This window comes from Pseudomonas sp. TH08 (genome assembly GCF_016651275.1).
Classification (GTDB): domain Bacteria; phylum Pseudomonadota; class Gammaproteobacteria; order Pseudomonadales; family Pseudomonadaceae; genus Aquipseudomonas.
This window is the reverse complement of the sequence record NZ_JAEKEE010000001.1, coordinates 987,251-1,002,791: the sequence shown is the minus strand read 5'-3', so window position 1 is coordinate 1,002,791 and position 15,541 is coordinate 987,251. Positions and strand designations below refer to the sequence as shown.

Annotated in this window: 17 protein-coding genes and 1 pseudogene; 8 read left to right on the top strand and 10 right to left on the bottom strand. The window is 60.8% G+C overall.

The window, feature by feature from the left end:
* Window positions 1–193: 193 nt before the first annotated feature.
* The 6 genes from JFT91_RS04795 to lptM are packed head-to-tail and all read right to left on the bottom strand — an operon-like array spanning window position 194 to window position 4,803.
* Entirely contained in the window at window positions 194–898 is a 705-nt protein-coding gene (locus JFT91_RS04795; RefSeq protein ID WP_201231706.1) for an HAD family hydrolase, read from the bottom strand.
* Complete coding sequence (xerC, locus tag JFT91_RS04790) at window positions 895–1,794, bottom strand: tyrosine recombinase XerC (RefSeq protein WP_201231705.1); 900 nt, start codon at window positions 1,792–1,794, stop codon at window positions 895–897. Before xerC ends, JFT91_RS04795 begins: the two co-directional genes overlap by 4 nt.
* Before the next feature lie 2 nt (window positions 1,795–1,796).
* Entirely contained in the window at window positions 1,797–2,522 is a 726-nt protein-coding gene (locus JFT91_RS04785; RefSeq protein WP_201148216.1) for a DUF484 family protein, read from the bottom strand.
* A 13-nt stretch (window positions 2,523–2,535) separates the two neighbouring features.
* Window positions 2,536–3,366, bottom strand: a complete 831-nt coding sequence (gene dapF, locus JFT91_RS04780; protein ID WP_201229216.1) for a diaminopimelate epimerase — start codon at window positions 3,364–3,366, stop codon at window positions 2,536–2,538.
* Between the two features lie 3 nt (window positions 3,367–3,369).
* Window positions 3,370–4,617, bottom strand: coding sequence for a diaminopimelate decarboxylase (gene lysA / locus JFT91_RS04775; RefSeq protein ID WP_201229214.1), 1,248 nt, complete (start codon window positions 4,615–4,617; stop codon window positions 3,370–3,372).
* 9 nt (window positions 4,618–4,626) lie between these two features.
* Entirely contained in the window at window positions 4,627–4,803 is a 177-nt protein-coding gene (lptM, locus tag JFT91_RS04770; RefSeq protein WP_003229400.1) for an LPS translocon maturation chaperone LptM, read from the bottom strand.
* Window positions 4,804–5,119: 316 nt separating this feature from the next.
* Here lptM and cyaY point away from each other — a divergent pair, with 316 nt between their 5' ends.
* The 3 genes from cyaY (at window position 5,120) to rnk (ending at window position 6,357) form a co-directional block, all read left to right on the top strand.
* On the top strand, window positions 5,120–5,452 hold the full coding sequence (cyaY, locus tag JFT91_RS04765; RefSeq protein ID WP_077575013.1) for an iron donor protein CyaY: 333 nt from the start codon (window positions 5,120–5,122) through the stop codon (window positions 5,450–5,452).
* Window positions 5,453–5,456: 4 nt separating this feature from the next.
* Window positions 5,457–5,675, top strand: a complete 219-nt coding sequence (locus tag JFT91_RS04760; protein WP_201231704.1) for a DUF1289 domain-containing protein — start codon at window positions 5,457–5,459, stop codon at window positions 5,673–5,675.
* Window positions 5,676–5,946: 271 nt separating this feature from the next.
* Window positions 5,947–6,357, top strand: coding sequence for a nucleoside diphosphate kinase regulator (rnk, locus tag JFT91_RS04755; protein ID WP_201231703.1), 411 nt, complete (start codon window positions 5,947–5,949; stop codon window positions 6,355–6,357).
* 7 nt (window positions 6,358–6,364) lie between these two features.
* Here rnk and JFT91_RS04750 read toward each other — a convergent pair whose 3' ends face one another.
* The 3 genes from JFT91_RS04750 to JFT91_RS04740 all read right to left on the bottom strand — a co-directional run bounded on the left by JFT91_RS04750 (window position 6,365) and on the right by JFT91_RS04740 (window position 10,185).
* Entirely contained in the window at window positions 6,365–9,208 is a 2,844-nt protein-coding gene (locus JFT91_RS04750; RefSeq protein WP_201231702.1) for a class I adenylate cyclase, read from the bottom strand.
* A gap of 183 nt (window positions 9,209–9,391) precedes the next feature.
* A complete protein-coding gene (locus JFT91_RS04745) occupies window positions 9,392–9,637 on the bottom strand; it encodes a TIGR02647 family protein (RefSeq protein ID WP_008084565.1) in 246 nt (81 codons plus the stop codon).
* Between the two features lie 257 nt (window positions 9,638–9,894).
* A complete protein-coding gene (locus JFT91_RS04740; protein WP_201229205.1) occupies window positions 9,895–10,185 on the bottom strand; it encodes a hypothetical protein in 291 nt (96 codons plus the stop codon).
* Between the two features lie 123 nt (window positions 10,186–10,308).
* Between JFT91_RS04740 and JFT91_RS04735 the strand changes: the two genes are divergently transcribed.
* Complete coding sequence (locus JFT91_RS04735) at window positions 10,309–10,968, top strand: glutathione S-transferase family protein (protein ID WP_201231701.1); 660 nt, start codon at window positions 10,309–10,311, stop codon at window positions 10,966–10,968.
* A 106-nt stretch (window positions 10,969–11,074) separates the two neighbouring features.
* Here JFT91_RS04735 and argH read toward each other — a convergent pair whose 3' ends face one another.
* Entirely contained in the window at window positions 11,075–12,469 is a 1,395-nt protein-coding gene (argH, locus tag JFT91_RS04730) for an argininosuccinate lyase (protein WP_201231700.1), read from the bottom strand.
* A gap of 321 nt (window positions 12,470–12,790) precedes the next feature.
* On the opposite strand from argH, the pseudogene JFT91_RS30075 reads away from it, so the two are divergent.
* From JFT91_RS30075 to JFT91_RS04715, 4 genes and pseudogenes are all read left to right on the top strand, one after another.
* A pseudogene (locus tag JFT91_RS30075) lies at window positions 12,791–12,943 on the top strand (sensor histidine kinase); the annotation flags it as partial.
* On the top strand, window positions 12,940–13,686 hold the full coding sequence (locus tag JFT91_RS04725; protein ID WP_126367570.1) for a LytR/AlgR family response regulator transcription factor: 747 nt from the start codon (window positions 12,940–12,942) through the stop codon (window positions 13,684–13,686). The pseudogene JFT91_RS30075 and the gene JFT91_RS04725, both read left to right, overlap by 4 nt.
* 138 nt (window positions 13,687–13,824) lie before the next feature.
* Entirely contained in the window at window positions 13,825–14,766 is a 942-nt protein-coding gene (gene hemC / locus JFT91_RS04720) for a hydroxymethylbilane synthase (RefSeq protein WP_201231699.1), read from the top strand.
* Window positions 14,763–15,530 carry a uroporphyrinogen-III synthase gene (locus tag JFT91_RS04715; RefSeq protein ID WP_201231698.1) on the top strand — a complete coding sequence of 256 codons (768 nt, stop codon included), beginning with the start codon at window positions 14,763–14,765 and terminating at the stop codon, window positions 15,528–15,530. Before hemC ends, JFT91_RS04715 begins: the two co-directional genes overlap by 4 nt.
* Window positions 15,531–15,541: the final 11 nt, after the last annotated feature.

The following is a 15,541-nucleotide window of genomic DNA, read 5'->3' as shown; positions in this document are numbered from 1 at the left end:
CATGGGTGAAATAACAGGGACGCCCTGTAAGAGAGGCTTGTGTGGCGAGGGGATTTATCCCCGATCGGCTGCGAAGCAGTCGTAAAGTCAGCTTGCGCGGATTGTCAGGAAAGCACGATGCGCTGCATTTGGGGCTGCTTCGCAGCCCATCGGGGATAAATCCCCTCGCCACATGGTTTCCACAGGGATTGTGTCAGGCCCTGGCATTCCAGCGTGCGAGCACTGCTGGCAAGTCGCTCAGGCTGCGGATTTCGGCATCCGGCAAACGCTCGGCTTCCCAGACTTTGCCCCCCGGGTTGAACCAGATCGCGCGCAACCCGGCCTGCTGGGCGCCGGCAATGTCATCACCCGGATGATCGCCAATGTGCACGGCGGTTTCGGCGGTGGCGCCACCGCGTTGCAACGCTTCGTGAAACAGTCGCGCATCCGGTTTGGCGATGCCGATATCTTCCGCGCACAGGGCAAACTTGAAGTAATCCGCCAACCCCAACCGGCGCACGTCGGCGTTGCCATTGGTGACCACACCGAGCGAGTAATGATTGGCGAGAATCTCCAGCACCGGCTCGACTTCAGGGAATACCTCGATCTGATGTCGCGCATGCAAGAACACTTCAAAGCTCTTGTCGGCCAACTTCGACGCCTCGCCGTGGGCGTACCCGGCCTCCTCCAGCGCATGAAACAACACCCGCCGACGCAACGCGCTGATGCGGTGCTTGAGCCCCGGCTCGCTGGCCAGCACTCGTTCGCGGATCGCCCACAAATGCTCCACCGGCACCGCGCCCAGATTCGGCGCATGTTCGCTCAGCCATTCGCGCAATACCGCTTCGGCGCTGATGATCACCGGGGCGGTGTCCCACAAGGTGTCGTCGAGGTCGAAGGTGATCAACTGGATGCTCATGAATCGTCGCCTTTCATGCGTTTGGCCCGTGGGTGGGCGCTGTCGTAGACCGCCGCCAGGTGCTGGAAGTCCAGGTGGGTGTAGATCTGCGTGGTCTTGATGTCCGAGTGGCCGAGCAGTTCCTGCACCGCGCGTAGATCCTGCGAAGACTCCAGCAAGTGGCTGGCGAAGGAATGCCGCAGCATGTGCGGGTGCAGGTTCTGCCCCAGTTCGCGCTCGCCGGTCAGTTTGACCCTCACCTGAATTGCCCGTGGGCCGAGGCGCCGGCCTTGCTGGCTGACGAACACGGCGTCATCTGCCGGGTTGGTCATCGCCCGCAATGGCAGCCATTGCTCAAGGGCTTCGCGAGCCTTTTTGCCGACTGGCAGCAGGCGGGTTTTGCTGCCCTTGCCGAGAACCTGAACCATGCCATCGGCGAGGTCGAGCTGATCGAGATTGAGTCCGGTCAGTTCCGACAAGCGCAGGCCTGAGGAATAGAACAGTTCAAGAATCGCCTGATCACGCCGCGCGAGAAAATCATCCTCCACCGCGCCTTCGAGCAGTTGCAGTGCGCGGTCGGTGTCGAGGGTTTTCGGCAGGCGGCGCTCGCCTTTCGGCGGTGCCAGCCCCGTCGCCGGATCGTGGTCGCAAAGACCTTCACGATTCAGATAGTGGTAGAGCCCGCGCACTGCCGAGAGCAAGCGGGCGAGGCTACGCGAGGACTGGCCTTGCGCATGCAATCGAGCGATCAGGCTGCGCAGGCGCTGAATATCCAGCGCGGCCCAGCTGCCAATGTTCTGCTTGATGCACCAGCCAAGGACTTTATCGAGGTCGCGGCGATAGGCCGACAGTGTGTGCGGCGACACCTGCCGCTCACTGCGCAGGTGTTCGCAGTAAGCGTCCAGTTGTCGTTCCATGCTCAGCGAACCGAGCGCAGGGAGCTGTTGACCCGTGGCAGCACGCGGCCCATGACTTCGGCGATGTAGCTCAAGAACAGCGTGCCGACCGAACTCTTGTAATGCTGCGGGTCACGGCTGGCGATGGCCAGAATTCCGTGGATACCTTGATGGCTGACAGCGACCACGGCGGTGGAGCCGATCTGCAGGCGCTGTTCTTCACCGAAGAGAAAGTCCAGCTCGTGCTCACGCAGTGTGCCGCTGACGCTTTTGCCTTCGGTGAGCAAACCGCCGATGGCGACCTGGGCGTCGGCGTGGGTGACCCAGCGACCGACCGGGGCCGGGTTGTCGCCCAGCAGGATCAGGCTGACAAAAGGCACCTGAAAGTCTTGGCGCAAGCTGTCCTCGACGCTGATCACCACGTCTTCCAGACTGGTGGCGTCCATCAGGGCCAGAATCAAACGGCGGGTCTTGTCGAACAGGCGATCGTTGTCGCGGGCGACATCCATCAGCTGCGAGAGGCGATGACGCATCTCGATGTTGCGGTCGCGCAGAATGGTCATCTGCCGCTCGACCAGCGACACGGTGTCGCCGCGTCGATGGGGAATGCGCATCGCCGGCAGCAGTTCTTCGTGCTCGACGAAGAAGTCCGGATGAGCCTCGAGGTATGCGGCAACCGCTGCCGCCTCCAGGCTCTCGGACGCTGATTCGTCGGACTGTCGGGCGGGTACCTGAGGCTTATCGGTCATGGTTTTTGCTCACTCAAAGACGCACTTGTCCTTCGTATACACGCACTGCCGGACCGGTCATCAGCACCGGTTGGCCAGGGCCTGCCCATTCAATGGACAGGCGCCCGCCGGGCAAGTCGATCAACAGCGGCGAATCCATCCACCCCTGACTGATGGCGGCGACAGCCGCCGCACACGCGCCAGTGCCGCAGGCCTGGGTTTCCCCGGCGCCACGTTCCCACACGCGCAGTTGCGCACGGTGGCGGTCGATGACCTGGAGAAAACCGACGTTCACTCGCGCGGGGAAGCGCGGGTGGTGTTCGATTTTCGGCCCCAACTCATGCACCGGTGCGTTGTTGATGTCCTGCACGCGCAACACGGCGTGGGGATTGCCCATCGACACGGCGGCCAGTTCGACCGTGGTGCCGTCGACTTCCAGCTGATAGCTGGTGGCCTGCGCTGGCGCTTCGAACGGAATGTCCGCCGGCACCAGGCGTGGAGCGCCCATGTTCACACCGATCTGGCCGTCGTTACGCACGTCCAGTTCAATGATGCCGCCCTTGGTTTCGACGCGAATCTGCCGTTTCGCGGTCAGACGCTTGTCGAGCACGAAGCGCGCAAAGCAGCGCGCACCGTTGCCGCACTGCTCAACTTCCGAGCCATCAGAGTTGAAGATCCGATAACGGAAATCCACGTCCGGGTTGCTTGGCGCCTCGACGATCAGCAACTGGTCGAAACCGATGCCGGTGTGGCGGTCGCCCCATTGCTTGGCGTGCTTTGGCTGAATATGCGCGTGCTGGCTGACCAGGTCGAGAACCATGAAGTCATTGCCCAAGCCGTGCATTTTAGTAAAACGCAGCAGCATGAGTTACTCCGGCAGCAGGCTTTCGCCGGCAAACAGCTCAGCCACGGTCTCGCGGCGGCGCACTTCAAAAACCTTGTCACCGTCTACCAGCACTTCAGCGGCACGGCCGCGGGTGTTGTAGTTGGAACTCATCACAAAACCGTAGGCACCGGCCGAATGCACGGCCAGCAGATCGCCTTCGGCCAGGGCCAATTCGCGGTCCTTGGCGAGGAAGTCACCGGTTTCGCAGATCGGGCCGACGATGTCGTATTTGCGTGCAGCGCTGTCGCGCGGCTTGACCGCGGTAACGTCCATCCACGCCTGATACAGCGCCGGGCGGATCAGGTCGTTCATCGCTGCGTCGACGATGGCGAAGTCTTTGTGTTCGGTGTGCTTGAGGTACTCGACCTGGGTCAGCAGCACGCCGGCGTTGGCAACGATGAAACGGCCCGGCTCGAACACCAGCGCCAGATCACGACCGTTGAGACGCTCGCGCACAGCCTTGATGTAGTCGGCAGCCAATGGCGGCTCTTCATCGCGGTAGCGAACACCCAAACCACCACCGAGATCGATGTGGCGCAGGTGAATGCCGCAATCGCCGAGACGGTCGACCAGATCCAGCAAGCGGTCGAGGGCATCGAGGAAAGGTGGCAGCGTGGTCAGTTGCGAACCGATGTGGCAATCGACGCCAACCACTTCCAGGTTCGGCAGATGTGCGGCGCGCACGTACACATCTTCGGCGTCGGCGATGGCGATGCCGAACTTGTTCTCTTTGAGACCGGTGGAGATGTACGGATGGGTGCCGGCATCGACGTCGGGGTTTACCCGCAGCGAAACCGGTGCGCGAACGCCCAGTTCGGCGGCCACCACTTGCAGACGTTCCAGCTCGTCGGTGGATTCGACGTTGAAGCAGTGCACGCCGACTTCCAGCGCGCGACGCATGTCGTCACGGGTCTTGCCGACGCCGGAGAAGACGATCTTGTCGGGGCTGCCGCCAGCGGCGAGTACGCGTTCCAGTTCGCCACGGGAAACGATGTCGAAACCGGCGCCGAGACGGGCCAGGACATTCAATACGCCGAGGTTGGAGTTGGCTTTGACCGCGAAGCACACCAGGTGCGGCATGCCGGCCAATGCATCGGCGTAAGCCAGATACTGGGCTTCGATGTGCGCGCGCGAGTAAACGTAGGTAGGCGTGCCGAAGCGGTCGGCGATGGCGGACAGCGCCACACCTTCCGCGAACAGTTCCCCGCCACGGTAGTTAAAAGCGTCCATGGCGATCCCTTATTGGTAAACGTCGTGCTTGTGTGCCTTGGAGGCAGGTTGTTGTTGCGACGATTTGGCTTGCTCGGCCGGGTCCTGGTCGTCATCGGGCAGGTACAGCGGGCCTTTTTGACCGCAGGCCGAAACGAGGCAGGCAACCGCGACGAGCGCAGCAAGGGAAGAGATCAGGCGCTTCATGGCGAAATCCTTGAAAATGCGTTAATTGCGCCGGAGTATACCGGCCACCCGGCAGCTTGCCTATGCGATGGCCCTCCCGTCCGGCGGGGCTCCCGAGAAGCGCATGATTCCCTGTGGGAGCGAGCCTGCTCGCGAATGCGGTGTGTCAGCCAGCAATAATGTTGAATGTGCCGGCCATTCGCGAGCAGGCTCGCTCCCACAGGGTTCGGCGTTGTATGGGCCAATGGGTGCTTGGTCGTTATTCTTTGCAATCAGCGGGGCGCGTCCGTATCTTTCGGCGCTTGAGCCTGATCAGACATTTTTTGAGGTTGCCGCAATGAGTTTGTCCGAAGCCCGTTTCCACGATCTGGTCGATGAAACCCAGGAAAAACTGGAAGACATCTTTGATGAAAGTGACCTGGATATCGATCTGGAAAGTTCGGCCGGTGTGCTGACTGTCAAGTTCGAAAACGGCTCGCAGCTGATCTTCAGCCGTCAGGAGCCGCTGCGTCAGCTGTGGCTGGCGGCGGTATCCGGTGGGTTCCACTTTGACTACGACGAAGAAAGCGAACGCTGGATGTGCGACAAGAGCGAAGAGCAACTGGGCGAAATGCTCGAGCGCATCGTCAAGCAGCAGGCCGGCGCCGAATTCGATTTCGAAGGTCTGTGATTCCGTGACTGACACCGCTCCTGTCCGGCCACCCAAGCCGCTATACAGCAACATCAGCCCGGCGGTGCCATCACCGTGCAGCGGCGTGTGCCGGCTGGATGAGCAGAAGGTTTGCCTGGGCTGCTTCCGGCATGTCGAAGACATTCGTGAATGGCGTTCGGCAGACGATCAGCGCCGTAGGGTGATTGTTACTCAAGCCGCTGCTCGCAGATCCTTGGCCTGACTCAACCCTGTGGTGAGGGGATTTATCCCCGACAGACTGCGCAGCAGTCTCAAAAAGCTTGGGGCCGCTGCGCGACCCATCGGGGATAAATCCCCTCACCACAAAGTCTCCCTCAGGATTGAGTTGGGCTGATCGGGTGGGTGGCTTGTATATTTTTTGAGCTGTGATAGTGTCCGAACACGCCTCAACCCATCGAGGCCTGGTGAAAACCCCGCCTTTTTGGCGGGGTTTTGCTTTTTTTGTGTGCAGAAGAAAGGAGTCTGCCCGGATCATGACCGCACCTTCCATCACTCTTACCCGTCTGGACGTGCAACGTCTGGAGCGCCTGATCGACAGCCTGGATGACACGCTGCCGGGCGTGATCGCGCTGCAAACCGAACTGGATCGCGCCGATACACTGGTCGCCCACGATGAAGTGCCCGCCGATGTCGTGACCATGAATTCCCGTGTGCATTGCCGCGAAGAAGGCAGTGGCAAGGACTATCACCTGACGTTGGTCTATCCGAAAAACGCCAATGCCGACGAAGGCAAGATCTCGATCCTCGCGCCGGTAGGCAGCGCACTGCTGGGCCTGAAAGTCGGTCAACACATTGACTGGCCGGCACCCGGTGGCAAGACCCTCAAGCTGACTTTGCTCGAAGTCGAATCGCAGCCCGCCAACGGTGGCGCATTCCCCGAGTAACCCCGCTTCAGACCTGTTCGAGCGCCTCGTTCAGGGCGCGCTCCAGGTCGGCCTTGTAGCGCAGATATAAATTGCTTGAACTCTGACCATCACCGAGCAGGCCCGACAGGTCCAGGTCGGTGATGTAACAGCGATAGCGCTCGGATTCGCGGCGCTGCTCGACGATCTCCCGGGCGACCACACTGAACAGTTGGTCGCCATGCTCCAACTCACTGAATTCCCGCTGATTGCAATACAAGGTGACTTGCACTTCCCCTGGTGCGGCTTTGCCGACAATCGCCTGCACGTCGTAGAACGGTTTGTTCACTGGCGTCTGCGGCGCTGGTCGCGCTTCGACCCGCCGCGCGCGTCCCGGGCCCGAAGGCAATAACTGGTAATACAAAATCTCAGGCCCGACCTCGGGGCTGGCATCCATCGGCAGCACCGCTTCACGGCGGAACTGGATCGATTGCAGAAAACGTTGCAGGGGTATCAGCAAGCTCTGTTCGTCGTGGTAAGGCAAATGTTGCTGCCACAGCGCGTTGAACTCATCCAGCACGTACAACTCGGCCTGCTGCTCGGTGATCCGGTAGAACACCTGAACACATTCCGGCTGGCCCATCGGCAGGATCAGTGCGAGGTCGTGCTCTTCCAGCGCCATCGGATCCAGGTGCAGCGGGCTGTAGCGCGGCTGTTCTTCGCCGAGGTAATCGAGCAGCGCGGGCAGGGTGGCGAGGGCAACATGGTTGACCTGGCCCGGCACCAACTCCAGCACGTGATAGTGCTGCTGCACCTGAATCAGGTAGCGGTGGTTCAAATCACTGAGCAACAGGTTCTGCGCGGTGTCGACGATTTCTTCCACGCGGCGGGCAATGAACTGTGCGCGGTTATGGCAGAAGCAGCGCACCTTCAGCGACGGTTGCGACGGCCCGCGTGGCAAATTGTTGAGGTAGTCGCGCAGGCAGTCGAGCAAGGCGTGGGGCCCGTCGAAGCGGTTGACCAGCACTTCGTTCCAGCTATTGAGCGTGACCTGATCGAGGGTCAGCACGAGGTTTTCACGCACGCCGGCGTAACTCAGCGAGTCGGTGCGTTCGGTAGTCATCAGGATGTTCAGGTCGCGGTGATGCTTGAGCGGATCGACGCCGACATTGACCAGCATCAGCACCTCACTCGGCACCGCCGCGCGCAGCAAAGGCTCTTCGGCGACGGTGGGCAAGGGCAGGGCGATGCACTGTTGCAGGCTCCCTAGAAGGTTGAACAGTTCAAACTCGCTCAGGTCGCTGGTGCCGGGGTGCAGGGCCAGGCGGGTGCTGCTGTCGATCACGCCGTTGCGATGACTCCAGGTCAGCAGCTCCAGCAACTCGCGGCTGCGCTTGATCGGTGCAAAGTGTTCCCACTCCAGCGCGGTAAGGCTGCCGTTGTACAGGCCCCACTGGGTTTGCCCCGGTTCCTTCTTGTTGCGCGATTGCACCAGGGTCAGGGTGTCTTCGGCCAGATCCGGGGCGATGCCGGGATTGATGAACTCGACCTTGTCGGCCTTGCGCTCGAACGCGGCATAAAGCCGGCGACCGAGGACGTTGAGGTCGCGTTTGTTGATCAGGCTGACGGTTTGTTCGGTGCGGGCGAACTGGGTCAGGAAGCGATAGCTGTAATTCAGCTCATTGACCAGCGCGCGACGTTCGGCGCTGACCTGACGAACTTTCCACTGGCTGCGGCTATCGAGCAACGCCAGTTGCCGCTGATCCCAATGCCATTCACTGGCCAGACGTTCGAGCAGCGAGCGCTGCCAGCTCTGGGTGCGGCTGTTGCCGGTGAGCTTGCGGTTTACCTTCAGATACAGGGCGCGCCGCACCAGCTCCAGACGCTCCGGCTCGTTACGCGCAACGAGGTATTCCTCAATGCGTCGATACACGACCATGTACGGATCCAGTTCATCGAGATCCAGTTGATTGGCAAACACGGCTTTTTTGAAGCGCAGGCTCAGGCACTGCACCTTCGGATGCTCGCTGGCGTAGACCTCGGTCAGCAACAGTTTGAGCACTGACTTGTACGGCGACTCGATGCCTTTGAACAGCTGCCACAACCCGGCACCGATGAATTCCCCCGGCGGAATCGTCGCCAGGTGGCCGAGATCGAGGGTTTCGTCAGCGCGGATAAAGCGCTTCGACAGCAGGGTGTGGGTGTAACCGTCGTAGGCGGTTTCTTCGTAAACCGGCACCAGCCACCAGATCGGCGTGCGCCCGGCCAGCCAGATCGCCGTGCGATAAAACTCGTCGAGCAGCAGATAGTGCTGGGTGCTGCCGCAGTTTTCCGAGCTGAGCTGGTTGTCGCGTTCACCTTTGACGAAGCGCACCGGGTCGATCAGGAAGAAATGCGCCTCGGCACCCTGGCTCGCGGCCCAGACTTCGAGTAACTGGCATTTTTTGCTCAGCTCGGCGAGTTCGCTCTCGCTCAGATCCGGCGCGTGGCAGACCCACACGTCCATGTCGCTTTGATCGGCCTGGGCCAGCGTGCCGAGGCTGCCCATCAGGAACAGACCGTGAATCGGACGCGGCGGGTTGCTGCCGTGGCGCGGCTTATAAGAGAACGAACGCGTCAGGCGCTGGGCTTCGGCGAGCACAGTGGTGTCGGGATCGTAATTCGACAGACCGGCCGGCGTACTGCCCGAGACGTAACCCGGCAGCAGCGGATGATTGACGTGGAAGAACAGCGGCAACAGCGTCAGCACGCTCTGTTGGCGGGGCGATAAACCTTCGAGGGCGCGGCCGAGGCGGCCTTCATTGAGTTTTAGAAATCGCGCGCGCAGCTGGCTGAGAACCTTGCGGTCAATTCCCTCGTCCAGGTCGGGGCGGATTTCGTGGGTGCGCGTCATGTCAGCTCAAACCGGCTCGCGGGCTCGGACGTAGAGGGTCTCGGAATGTGAGGCAGTTTAGCCTCTGCACAGCGGGACTTTTAAGCTGAATTTGTTTTTTGACGTCAGATTTCTATCGCGGACAACCGGGCAGGCCCGCGGAAATCCCGTGGCAGGAGTTCCCGTGGGCAAAGTCGGGGGGAATCAGGCGGTTTCTTGCTCTCTCAGAATCGTCAGCACGGTTTGCACATTTTGCGCGGCATCACGACCGAGGCTGGTCAGATAACCACCGTCTGGCTGGTCGGTCAGGTCTTTTTCAAAGAGGCGTTTGGCGGCAGAAATATGTTTCGGGGCAGCGGTCTGATGAATTTTCAAACCTTCCTGGGAACTGTCCAGGGGAAAGAGTGCGAGGACTTCCAGTTCGGCAACCAGCTCAGGGGTAAGCGACATAAGGACTCCAGACTTTCTAGGAATTAGACGACAGCGCCCCTAAGGTGAACCCGCTGGTGCGGCATGTCCAGTGCTTCAGATCAGGGATTTTGTCTTGAGGCGGATTCCAGTGTAGTCCGGCTCCGTGAGATGGCTGGCCGGATACGTAACAAACCTTGTGGGAGCGAGCCTGCTCGCGAATACGGTGTGTCATTGAGCGTGTTTTTGCTGATGCACCGCATTCGCGAGCAGGCTCGCTCCCACAGGGGATTGTGTTGTTACGGCTTTTCGGGCGGCAGCTCTGGCAATGCGCGCAGGGCCGCTTCGTACCACTCGGTATTGAATGGACGGTCTTCTTCGAGCATCGCATCAATCTCATAAGCCAGCACGTGGGCCATCAGATTGAGGATCTCTTCACGCTCAGTACCCACCAACGTCAGCTTGTTGAATATCGCTTTGGCCGCTGGCGGGTTGTCGCTTTCGATCTGGTTCTCGATGGCTTCGATCAACGTAGCCTCGGTGAACTCTTCTTCGTCGTTGTCATTGTCGATGTCTGTCGGCTCGCTCATGGCAGGCTCCTCAAGGAAAGGCGCCAGTTTACCCGCATTCAGCGGCGTGATGCTGCTGGCGGGAAACGCCCGGGCGATCTATAAACAGGCACTGCCCACCCCGCACGGCCCGGAGGCTATGTGATGCTCAAGCTCTACGGATTCTCAGTCAGCAACTACTACAACATGGTCAAACTGGCACTGCTGGAAAAAGGCCTGCCGTTCGAAGAGGTCACGTTCTACCCGACGTCGACCCCGGAATCACTGGCCATCAGCCCGCGCGGCAAAGTGCCGGTGCTGGGCGTGGACGCCGGTTTTATCAACGAAACCGCGATCATCCTCGAGTACCTCGAACAGACCCAGCAAGGCACGCCACTGCTGCCGAGCGATCCGTTCGAGCGGGCGCAGGTGCTGGCAATCGCCAAGGAAATCGAGTTGTACATCGAACTGCCGGGCCGCGCTTGTTATGGCGAGGCATTCTTCGGCATGACCCTGCCGGACGCGATCAAGGAGAAGACTAAAACCGAGCTGCTGCTGGGTTTTGCTGCACTGGGCCGCCACGGCAGATTCGCCCCGTACGTGGCGGGCGACAGCCTGACCATTGCCGATTTGTACTTCCTCTACAGCGTGCCGCTGGCCTGTGCGGTCGGGCAGAAGCTGTTCGGGATTGATTTGCTGGCAGAGATGCCGCAGGCGAAGGCGCTGCTGGAGCGACTTGAACAGAATCCGCATGTGCAGAAAGTTGCAGCGGACAAGGAAGCAGCGATGCCGGCGTTTTTGGCGATGATCGCTGCTAAGAAGTGAGTTTTGTAGTGAGTTGAACGCAGCTATCGCGAGCAGGCTCACTCCTGCAGGGGAACGAATTCCAATGTAGGAGTGAGCCTGCTCGCGATGCTTTTGGCTTTTGCTGTTAGCGGCTGGCGATCAGCGCCTGACCGCGAACCACAGCTGCCTTGACCTGCGCCGGCGCAGTGCCGCCGATATGGTCACGGGCATTCACCGAGCCTTCCAGGGTCAGCACGGCGAACACGTCCTGTTCGATCTGATTGCTGAACTGACGCAGTTCTTCCAGGCTCATCTCGGCCAGATCCTTGCCCGTGTCCACGCCGTACTTCACCGCGTGGCCAACGATTTCGTGGCAGTCACGGAACGGCAGGCCGCGGCGCACCAGATAATCCGCCAGGTCGGTCGCGGTGGAGAAACCACGCAGCGCCGCTTCACGCATGATCGCGTGTTTCGGTTTGATCGCCGGGATCATGTCGGCAAAGGCGCGTAGCGAGTCGCGCAGGGTGTCGGCGGCATCGAACAGCGGCTCTTTGTCTTCCTGGTTGTCCTTGTTGTAGGCCAAAGGCTGGCCTTTCATCAAGGTCAGCAGGCCCATCAGCGCACCGAACACACGGCCGGTCTTGCCGCGCACCAGTTCAGGTACGTCGGGGTTTTTCTTTTGCGGCATGATCGAGCTGCCGGTGCAGAAACGGTCCGGCAGATCGATGAACTGGAACTGCGCGCTGGTCCATAGCACCAGCTCTTCGGAGAAACGCGACAGGTGCATCATCGCGATGCTCGCGGCCGAGCAGAATTCGATGGCGAAGTCGCGATCGGAAACGTTGTCCAGCGAGTTGCCGCCCACTGCGTCGAAATTCAACAGCTGTGCGGTGAATTCGCGGTCGATCGGGTAGGTAGTGCCGGCCAGCGCGGCGCTGCCCAATGGCATGCGGTTGGTGCGCTTGCGGCAGTCGACCAGACGCTCGTAGTCGCGGCTGAGCATTTCGAACCAGGCCAGCATGTGGTGCCCGAAGGTCACTGGCTGTGCGGTCTGCAAGTGGGTGAAGCCGGGCATGATGCTGCCGGCTTCGCGTTCGGCTTGCTCGAGCAGGCCTTTTTGCAGGCGGGTGATTTCGGCGAGGATCAGGTCGATCTCGTCACGCAGCCACAGGCGGATGTCGGTGGCGACCTGGTCGTTACGGCTGCGGCCAGTGTGGAGTTTTTTGCCGGTCACGCCGATGCGATCGGTCAGGCGCGCTTCGATGTTCATGTGCACGTCTTCGAGGTCGATGCGCCAGTCGAACTGACCGGCCTCGATTTCGCCCTGAATGGTCTTCAGGCCATCAATGATGCTGTCGCGCTCGGCATCGGTCAGCACGCCAACCTTGGCCAGCATGGTGGCGTGGGCGATCGAACCCATGATGTCGTGGCGATACAGGCGCTGGTCGAAAGTGACGGAGGCGGTGAAGCGGGCGACGAAGGCGTCGACGGGTTCACTGAAGCGGCCGCCCCAGGACTGATTGGTCTTGTCAGTGCTCATGAATTCGCTCGTATCGGCTTGAAGAAAAAAGGCGTGAAACGCTGGCGCGGATAATAACAGGGTTGCCCAGACTGTCGCTGACACTGGTCGATACGTTTTTTTCTCATCTCGTCATCCATAGTCGGCGCTGGCCCCGGGGGATTTGCGCAAGGATATTTTTCGATTGAGCAATATCGGCCCGGCGAGCGTCTACAGTTGGACATAAGGGTCGGCGCGACTGCGGATCGCGCAAAGGTCTGGCCGCCGACTATAAGAAGAGGGGTGGGTGTATTGTCTTTTGACAAACCTCGTGAAAAACGCAGGAAACAGCGGGCTTTGAGCGGTACGACCCGGACACTGGCAAATATTGCTGGCCGACGTACGGCACTTTTTGGCGCTCGGGCTAGTCTTAGCGTGGATCGCGGTGACGGACGTCACTTCACCTGTCTACGCTATCCTTGTGCGAGACTCACGCAGGAATCCAGCGCAATATGAATGTCCTGATCGTTGATGACGAACCACTGGCTCGCGAGCGCCTCAGCCGAATGGTGAGCGAGCTCGAGGGTTATACAGTCCTGGAGCCCAGCGCCACGAATGGCGAAGAGGCGTTGGCACTGATCGACAGCCACAAGCCGGATATCGTGCTGCTCGATATCCGCATGCCGGGCCTGGACGGCCTGCAGGTTGCTGCCCGTCTGTGCGAACGCGAAACACCGCCGGCGGTGGTGTTTTGCACCAGTCCCGATGAATTTGCCGTGGAAGCCCTGCAGGCCAGCGCCGTGGGCTATGTGGTGAAACCCGTGCGAACCGAACATCTGCATGAAGCCCTGAAACGGGCTGAACGTCCCAACCGGGCGCAACTTTCGGCCCTGACCCGTCCTGCTGCCGAAAGCGGCACCGGCCCTCGCAGCCACATCAGCGCACGCACCCGCAAAGGCATCGAACTGATCCCGTTGGATCAGGTGGTCTATTTCATTGCCGACCACAAGTATGTGACCTTGCGCCATGAAGCCGGCGAAGTGCTGCTGGACGAGCCGCTCAAGGCCCTCGAAGACGAATTCGGTGAGCGCTTCGTGCGCATCCACCGCAACGCGCTGGTCGCTCGCGATCGTATCGAACGTTTGCAACGGACCCCGCTGGGCCATTTCCAGCTGTTCCTCAAAGGCCTCAACGGTGACGCGCTGATCGTCAGCCGTCGGCATGTGGCCGGTGTACGCAAGATGATGCAGGGCTTGTAACCCGGTTACTCCGGGTGGCACCAACGACTTTTTACCGGGCATTGCAGGCCAGGGAGGCCACTTCGTTTCTGATTCAAGTCAAAGTGGATTTGGCTGAGCTGTTATTATCCGCCGTATCTATTCAGTACGGATTGATCCATGTCCTCTCGCGAAATCCGCATCGCCACCCGTAAAAGTGCGCTGGCCCTCTGGCAGGCCGAATACGTCAAAGCCCGTCTGGAAGAGGCCCATCCCGGCCTGCTGGTGACGCTGGTGCCCATGGTCAGTCGCGGCGACAAGCTGCTCGATTCGCCACTGTCGAAGATCGGTGGCAAGGGCCTGTTCGTCAAAGAACTGGAAACCGCGCTGCTGGAAAACGCAGCCGACATCGCCGTCCACTCGATGAAAGACGTACCGATGGACTTCCCTGAAGGCCTCGGTCTGTTCTGCATCTGCGAGCGCGAAGACCCGCGCGATGCTTTCGTCTCCAATACCTACGCCAGCCTTGAGTCGTTGCCTGCCGGCAGCATCGTTGGCACTTCGAGCCTGCGGCGTCAGGCGCAATTGCTGACCCGTCGCCCTGATCTGCAAATCCGCTTCCTGCGCGGTAACGTCAATACTCGCCTGGCCAAGCTCGATGCCGGCGAGTACGACGCGATCATCCTCGCGGCGGCCGGTCTGATCCGTCTAGGTTTCGAAGATCGCATCACCTCGGCCATCAGTGTCGATGACAGTCTGCCAGCCGGTGGCCAGGGTGCAGTCGGCATCGAATGCCGCAGCGTCGACACTGAAATCCATGCCTTGCTGGCGCCGCTGCATCACGCCGATACCTCTTCTCGCGTCACCGCTGAACGTGCCCTCAACAAACATTTGAATGGCGGCTGCCAAGTGCCGATCGCCTGCTACGCCGTGCTTGAAGGCGAGCAGTTGTGGTTGCGTGGTCTGGTCGGCGAGCCGAGCGGTGGCAAGCTGCTCAGTGCGCAAGCCCGTGCACCGCGAGCCGATGCCGAAGCGTTAGGTGTGAGAGTCGCAGAAGACCTGCTCAGCCAGGGCGCGGACGACATTCTCAAGGCTGTCTACGGTGAGGCAGGTCACGAGTGACCGGTTGGCGCCTGCTGCTGACGCGCCCTGCGGATGACTGTGCGGCGCTGGCCGAGACGTTGGCCGGTCAGGGTGTTTTCAGCAGTTGCCTGCCGCTTCTGGAAATTGCACCACTGCCTGTCTCTGACAAAATGCGCCAGACGATTGCGCAGCTGGGCGGTTGTAGCGCGTTGATCGTGGTGAGCAAACCGGCGGCGCGCCTCGCGCTGGATCTGCTCGATGCCTGTGCGCCGTCCTCACTGGCGATGCCGTGGTTCACCGTCGGTGCGGCGACGGCGCAGATTCTGCTGGAGCGCGGCCTGGACGTGCACTGCCCGGCGGAAGGCGATGACAGCGAAGCCTTGCTGCAGTTGCCGCGCCTGCGTGCGGCGGTGGCCCAGCCCGGTTCGCGGGTGTTGATCCTGCGCGGCGAAGGCGGTCGCGAGCTGCTCGCCGAGCGTCTGCGTGCGCTTGGTGCTAGTGTCGAGTATCTGGAATTGTATCGACGGGAGCTGCCAGCCTATGCGTCGGACGAACTGCAGCAGCGCATCGAAGCGGAACGCTTGAACGGGCTGGTGGTCAGCAGTGGACAGGGTTTTGAGCACCTGCGTCAGTTGGCCGGTGATGCCTGGCCTGCGCTGGCGCAGTTGCCGTTGTTTGTACCAAGCCCGAGGGTCGCCGAGCTGGCACGTGCCGCCGGGGCTCAAACAGTTGTGGATTGCCGCGGCGCGAGTGCCGCGGCTTTGCTGACGGCGTTACGGGAGCATCCCGTGGCCGTTCTCTAATGCAAAGGATG

What these genes read in the sequence shown, in the direction of transcription:
- JFT91_RS04795 (WP_201231706.1), bottom strand. Translation starts at nt 898, where the DNA reads ATGAGCATCCAGTTGATCACCTTCGACCTCGACGACACCTTGTGGGAC.
- xerC (WP_201231705.1), bottom strand. Translation starts at nt 1,794, where the DNA reads ATGGAACGACAACTGGACGCTTACTGCGAACACCTGCGCAGTGAGCGG.
- JFT91_RS04785 (WP_201148216.1), bottom strand. Translation starts at nt 2,522, where the DNA reads ATGACCGATAAGCCTCAGGTACCCGCCCGACAGTCCGACGAATCAGCG.
- dapF (WP_201229216.1), bottom strand. Translation starts at nt 3,366, where the DNA reads ATGCTGCTGCGTTTTACTAAAATGCACGGCTTGGGCAATGACTTCATG.
- lysA (WP_201229214.1), bottom strand. Translation starts at nt 4,617, where the DNA reads ATGGACGCTTTTAACTACCGTGGCGGGGAACTGTTCGCGGAAGGTGTG.
- lptM (WP_003229400.1), bottom strand. Translation starts at nt 4,803, where the DNA reads ATGAAGCGCCTGATCTCTTCCCTTGCTGCGCTCGTCGCGGTTGCCTGC.
- cyaY (WP_077575013.1), top strand. Translation starts at nt 5,120, where the DNA reads ATGAGTTTGTCCGAAGCCCGTTTCCACGATCTGGTCGATGAAACCCAG.
- rnk (WP_201231703.1), top strand. Translation starts at nt 5,947, where the DNA reads ATGACCGCACCTTCCATCACTCTTACCCGTCTGGACGTGCAACGTCTG.
- JFT91_RS04750 (WP_201231702.1), bottom strand. Translation starts at nt 9,208, where the DNA reads ATGACGCGCACCCACGAAATCCGCCCCGACCTGGACGAGGGAATTGAC.
- JFT91_RS04745 (WP_008084565.1), bottom strand. Translation starts at nt 9,637, where the DNA reads ATGTCGCTTACCCCTGAGCTGGTTGCCGAACTGGAAGTCCTCGCACTC.
- JFT91_RS04740 (WP_201229205.1), bottom strand. Translation starts at nt 10,185, where the DNA reads ATGAGCGAGCCGACAGACATCGACAATGACAACGACGAAGAAGAGTTC.
- JFT91_RS04735 (WP_201231701.1), top strand. Translation starts at nt 10,309, where the DNA reads ATGCTCAAGCTCTACGGATTCTCAGTCAGCAACTACTACAACATGGTC.
- argH (WP_201231700.1), bottom strand. Translation starts at nt 12,469, where the DNA reads ATGAGCACTGACAAGACCAATCAGTCCTGGGGCGGCCGCTTCAGTGAA.
- JFT91_RS04725 (WP_126367570.1), top strand. Translation starts at nt 12,940, where the DNA reads ATGAATGTCCTGATCGTTGATGACGAACCACTGGCTCGCGAGCGCCTC.
- hemC (WP_201231699.1), top strand. Translation starts at nt 13,825, where the DNA reads ATGTCCTCTCGCGAAATCCGCATCGCCACCCGTAAAAGTGCGCTGGCC.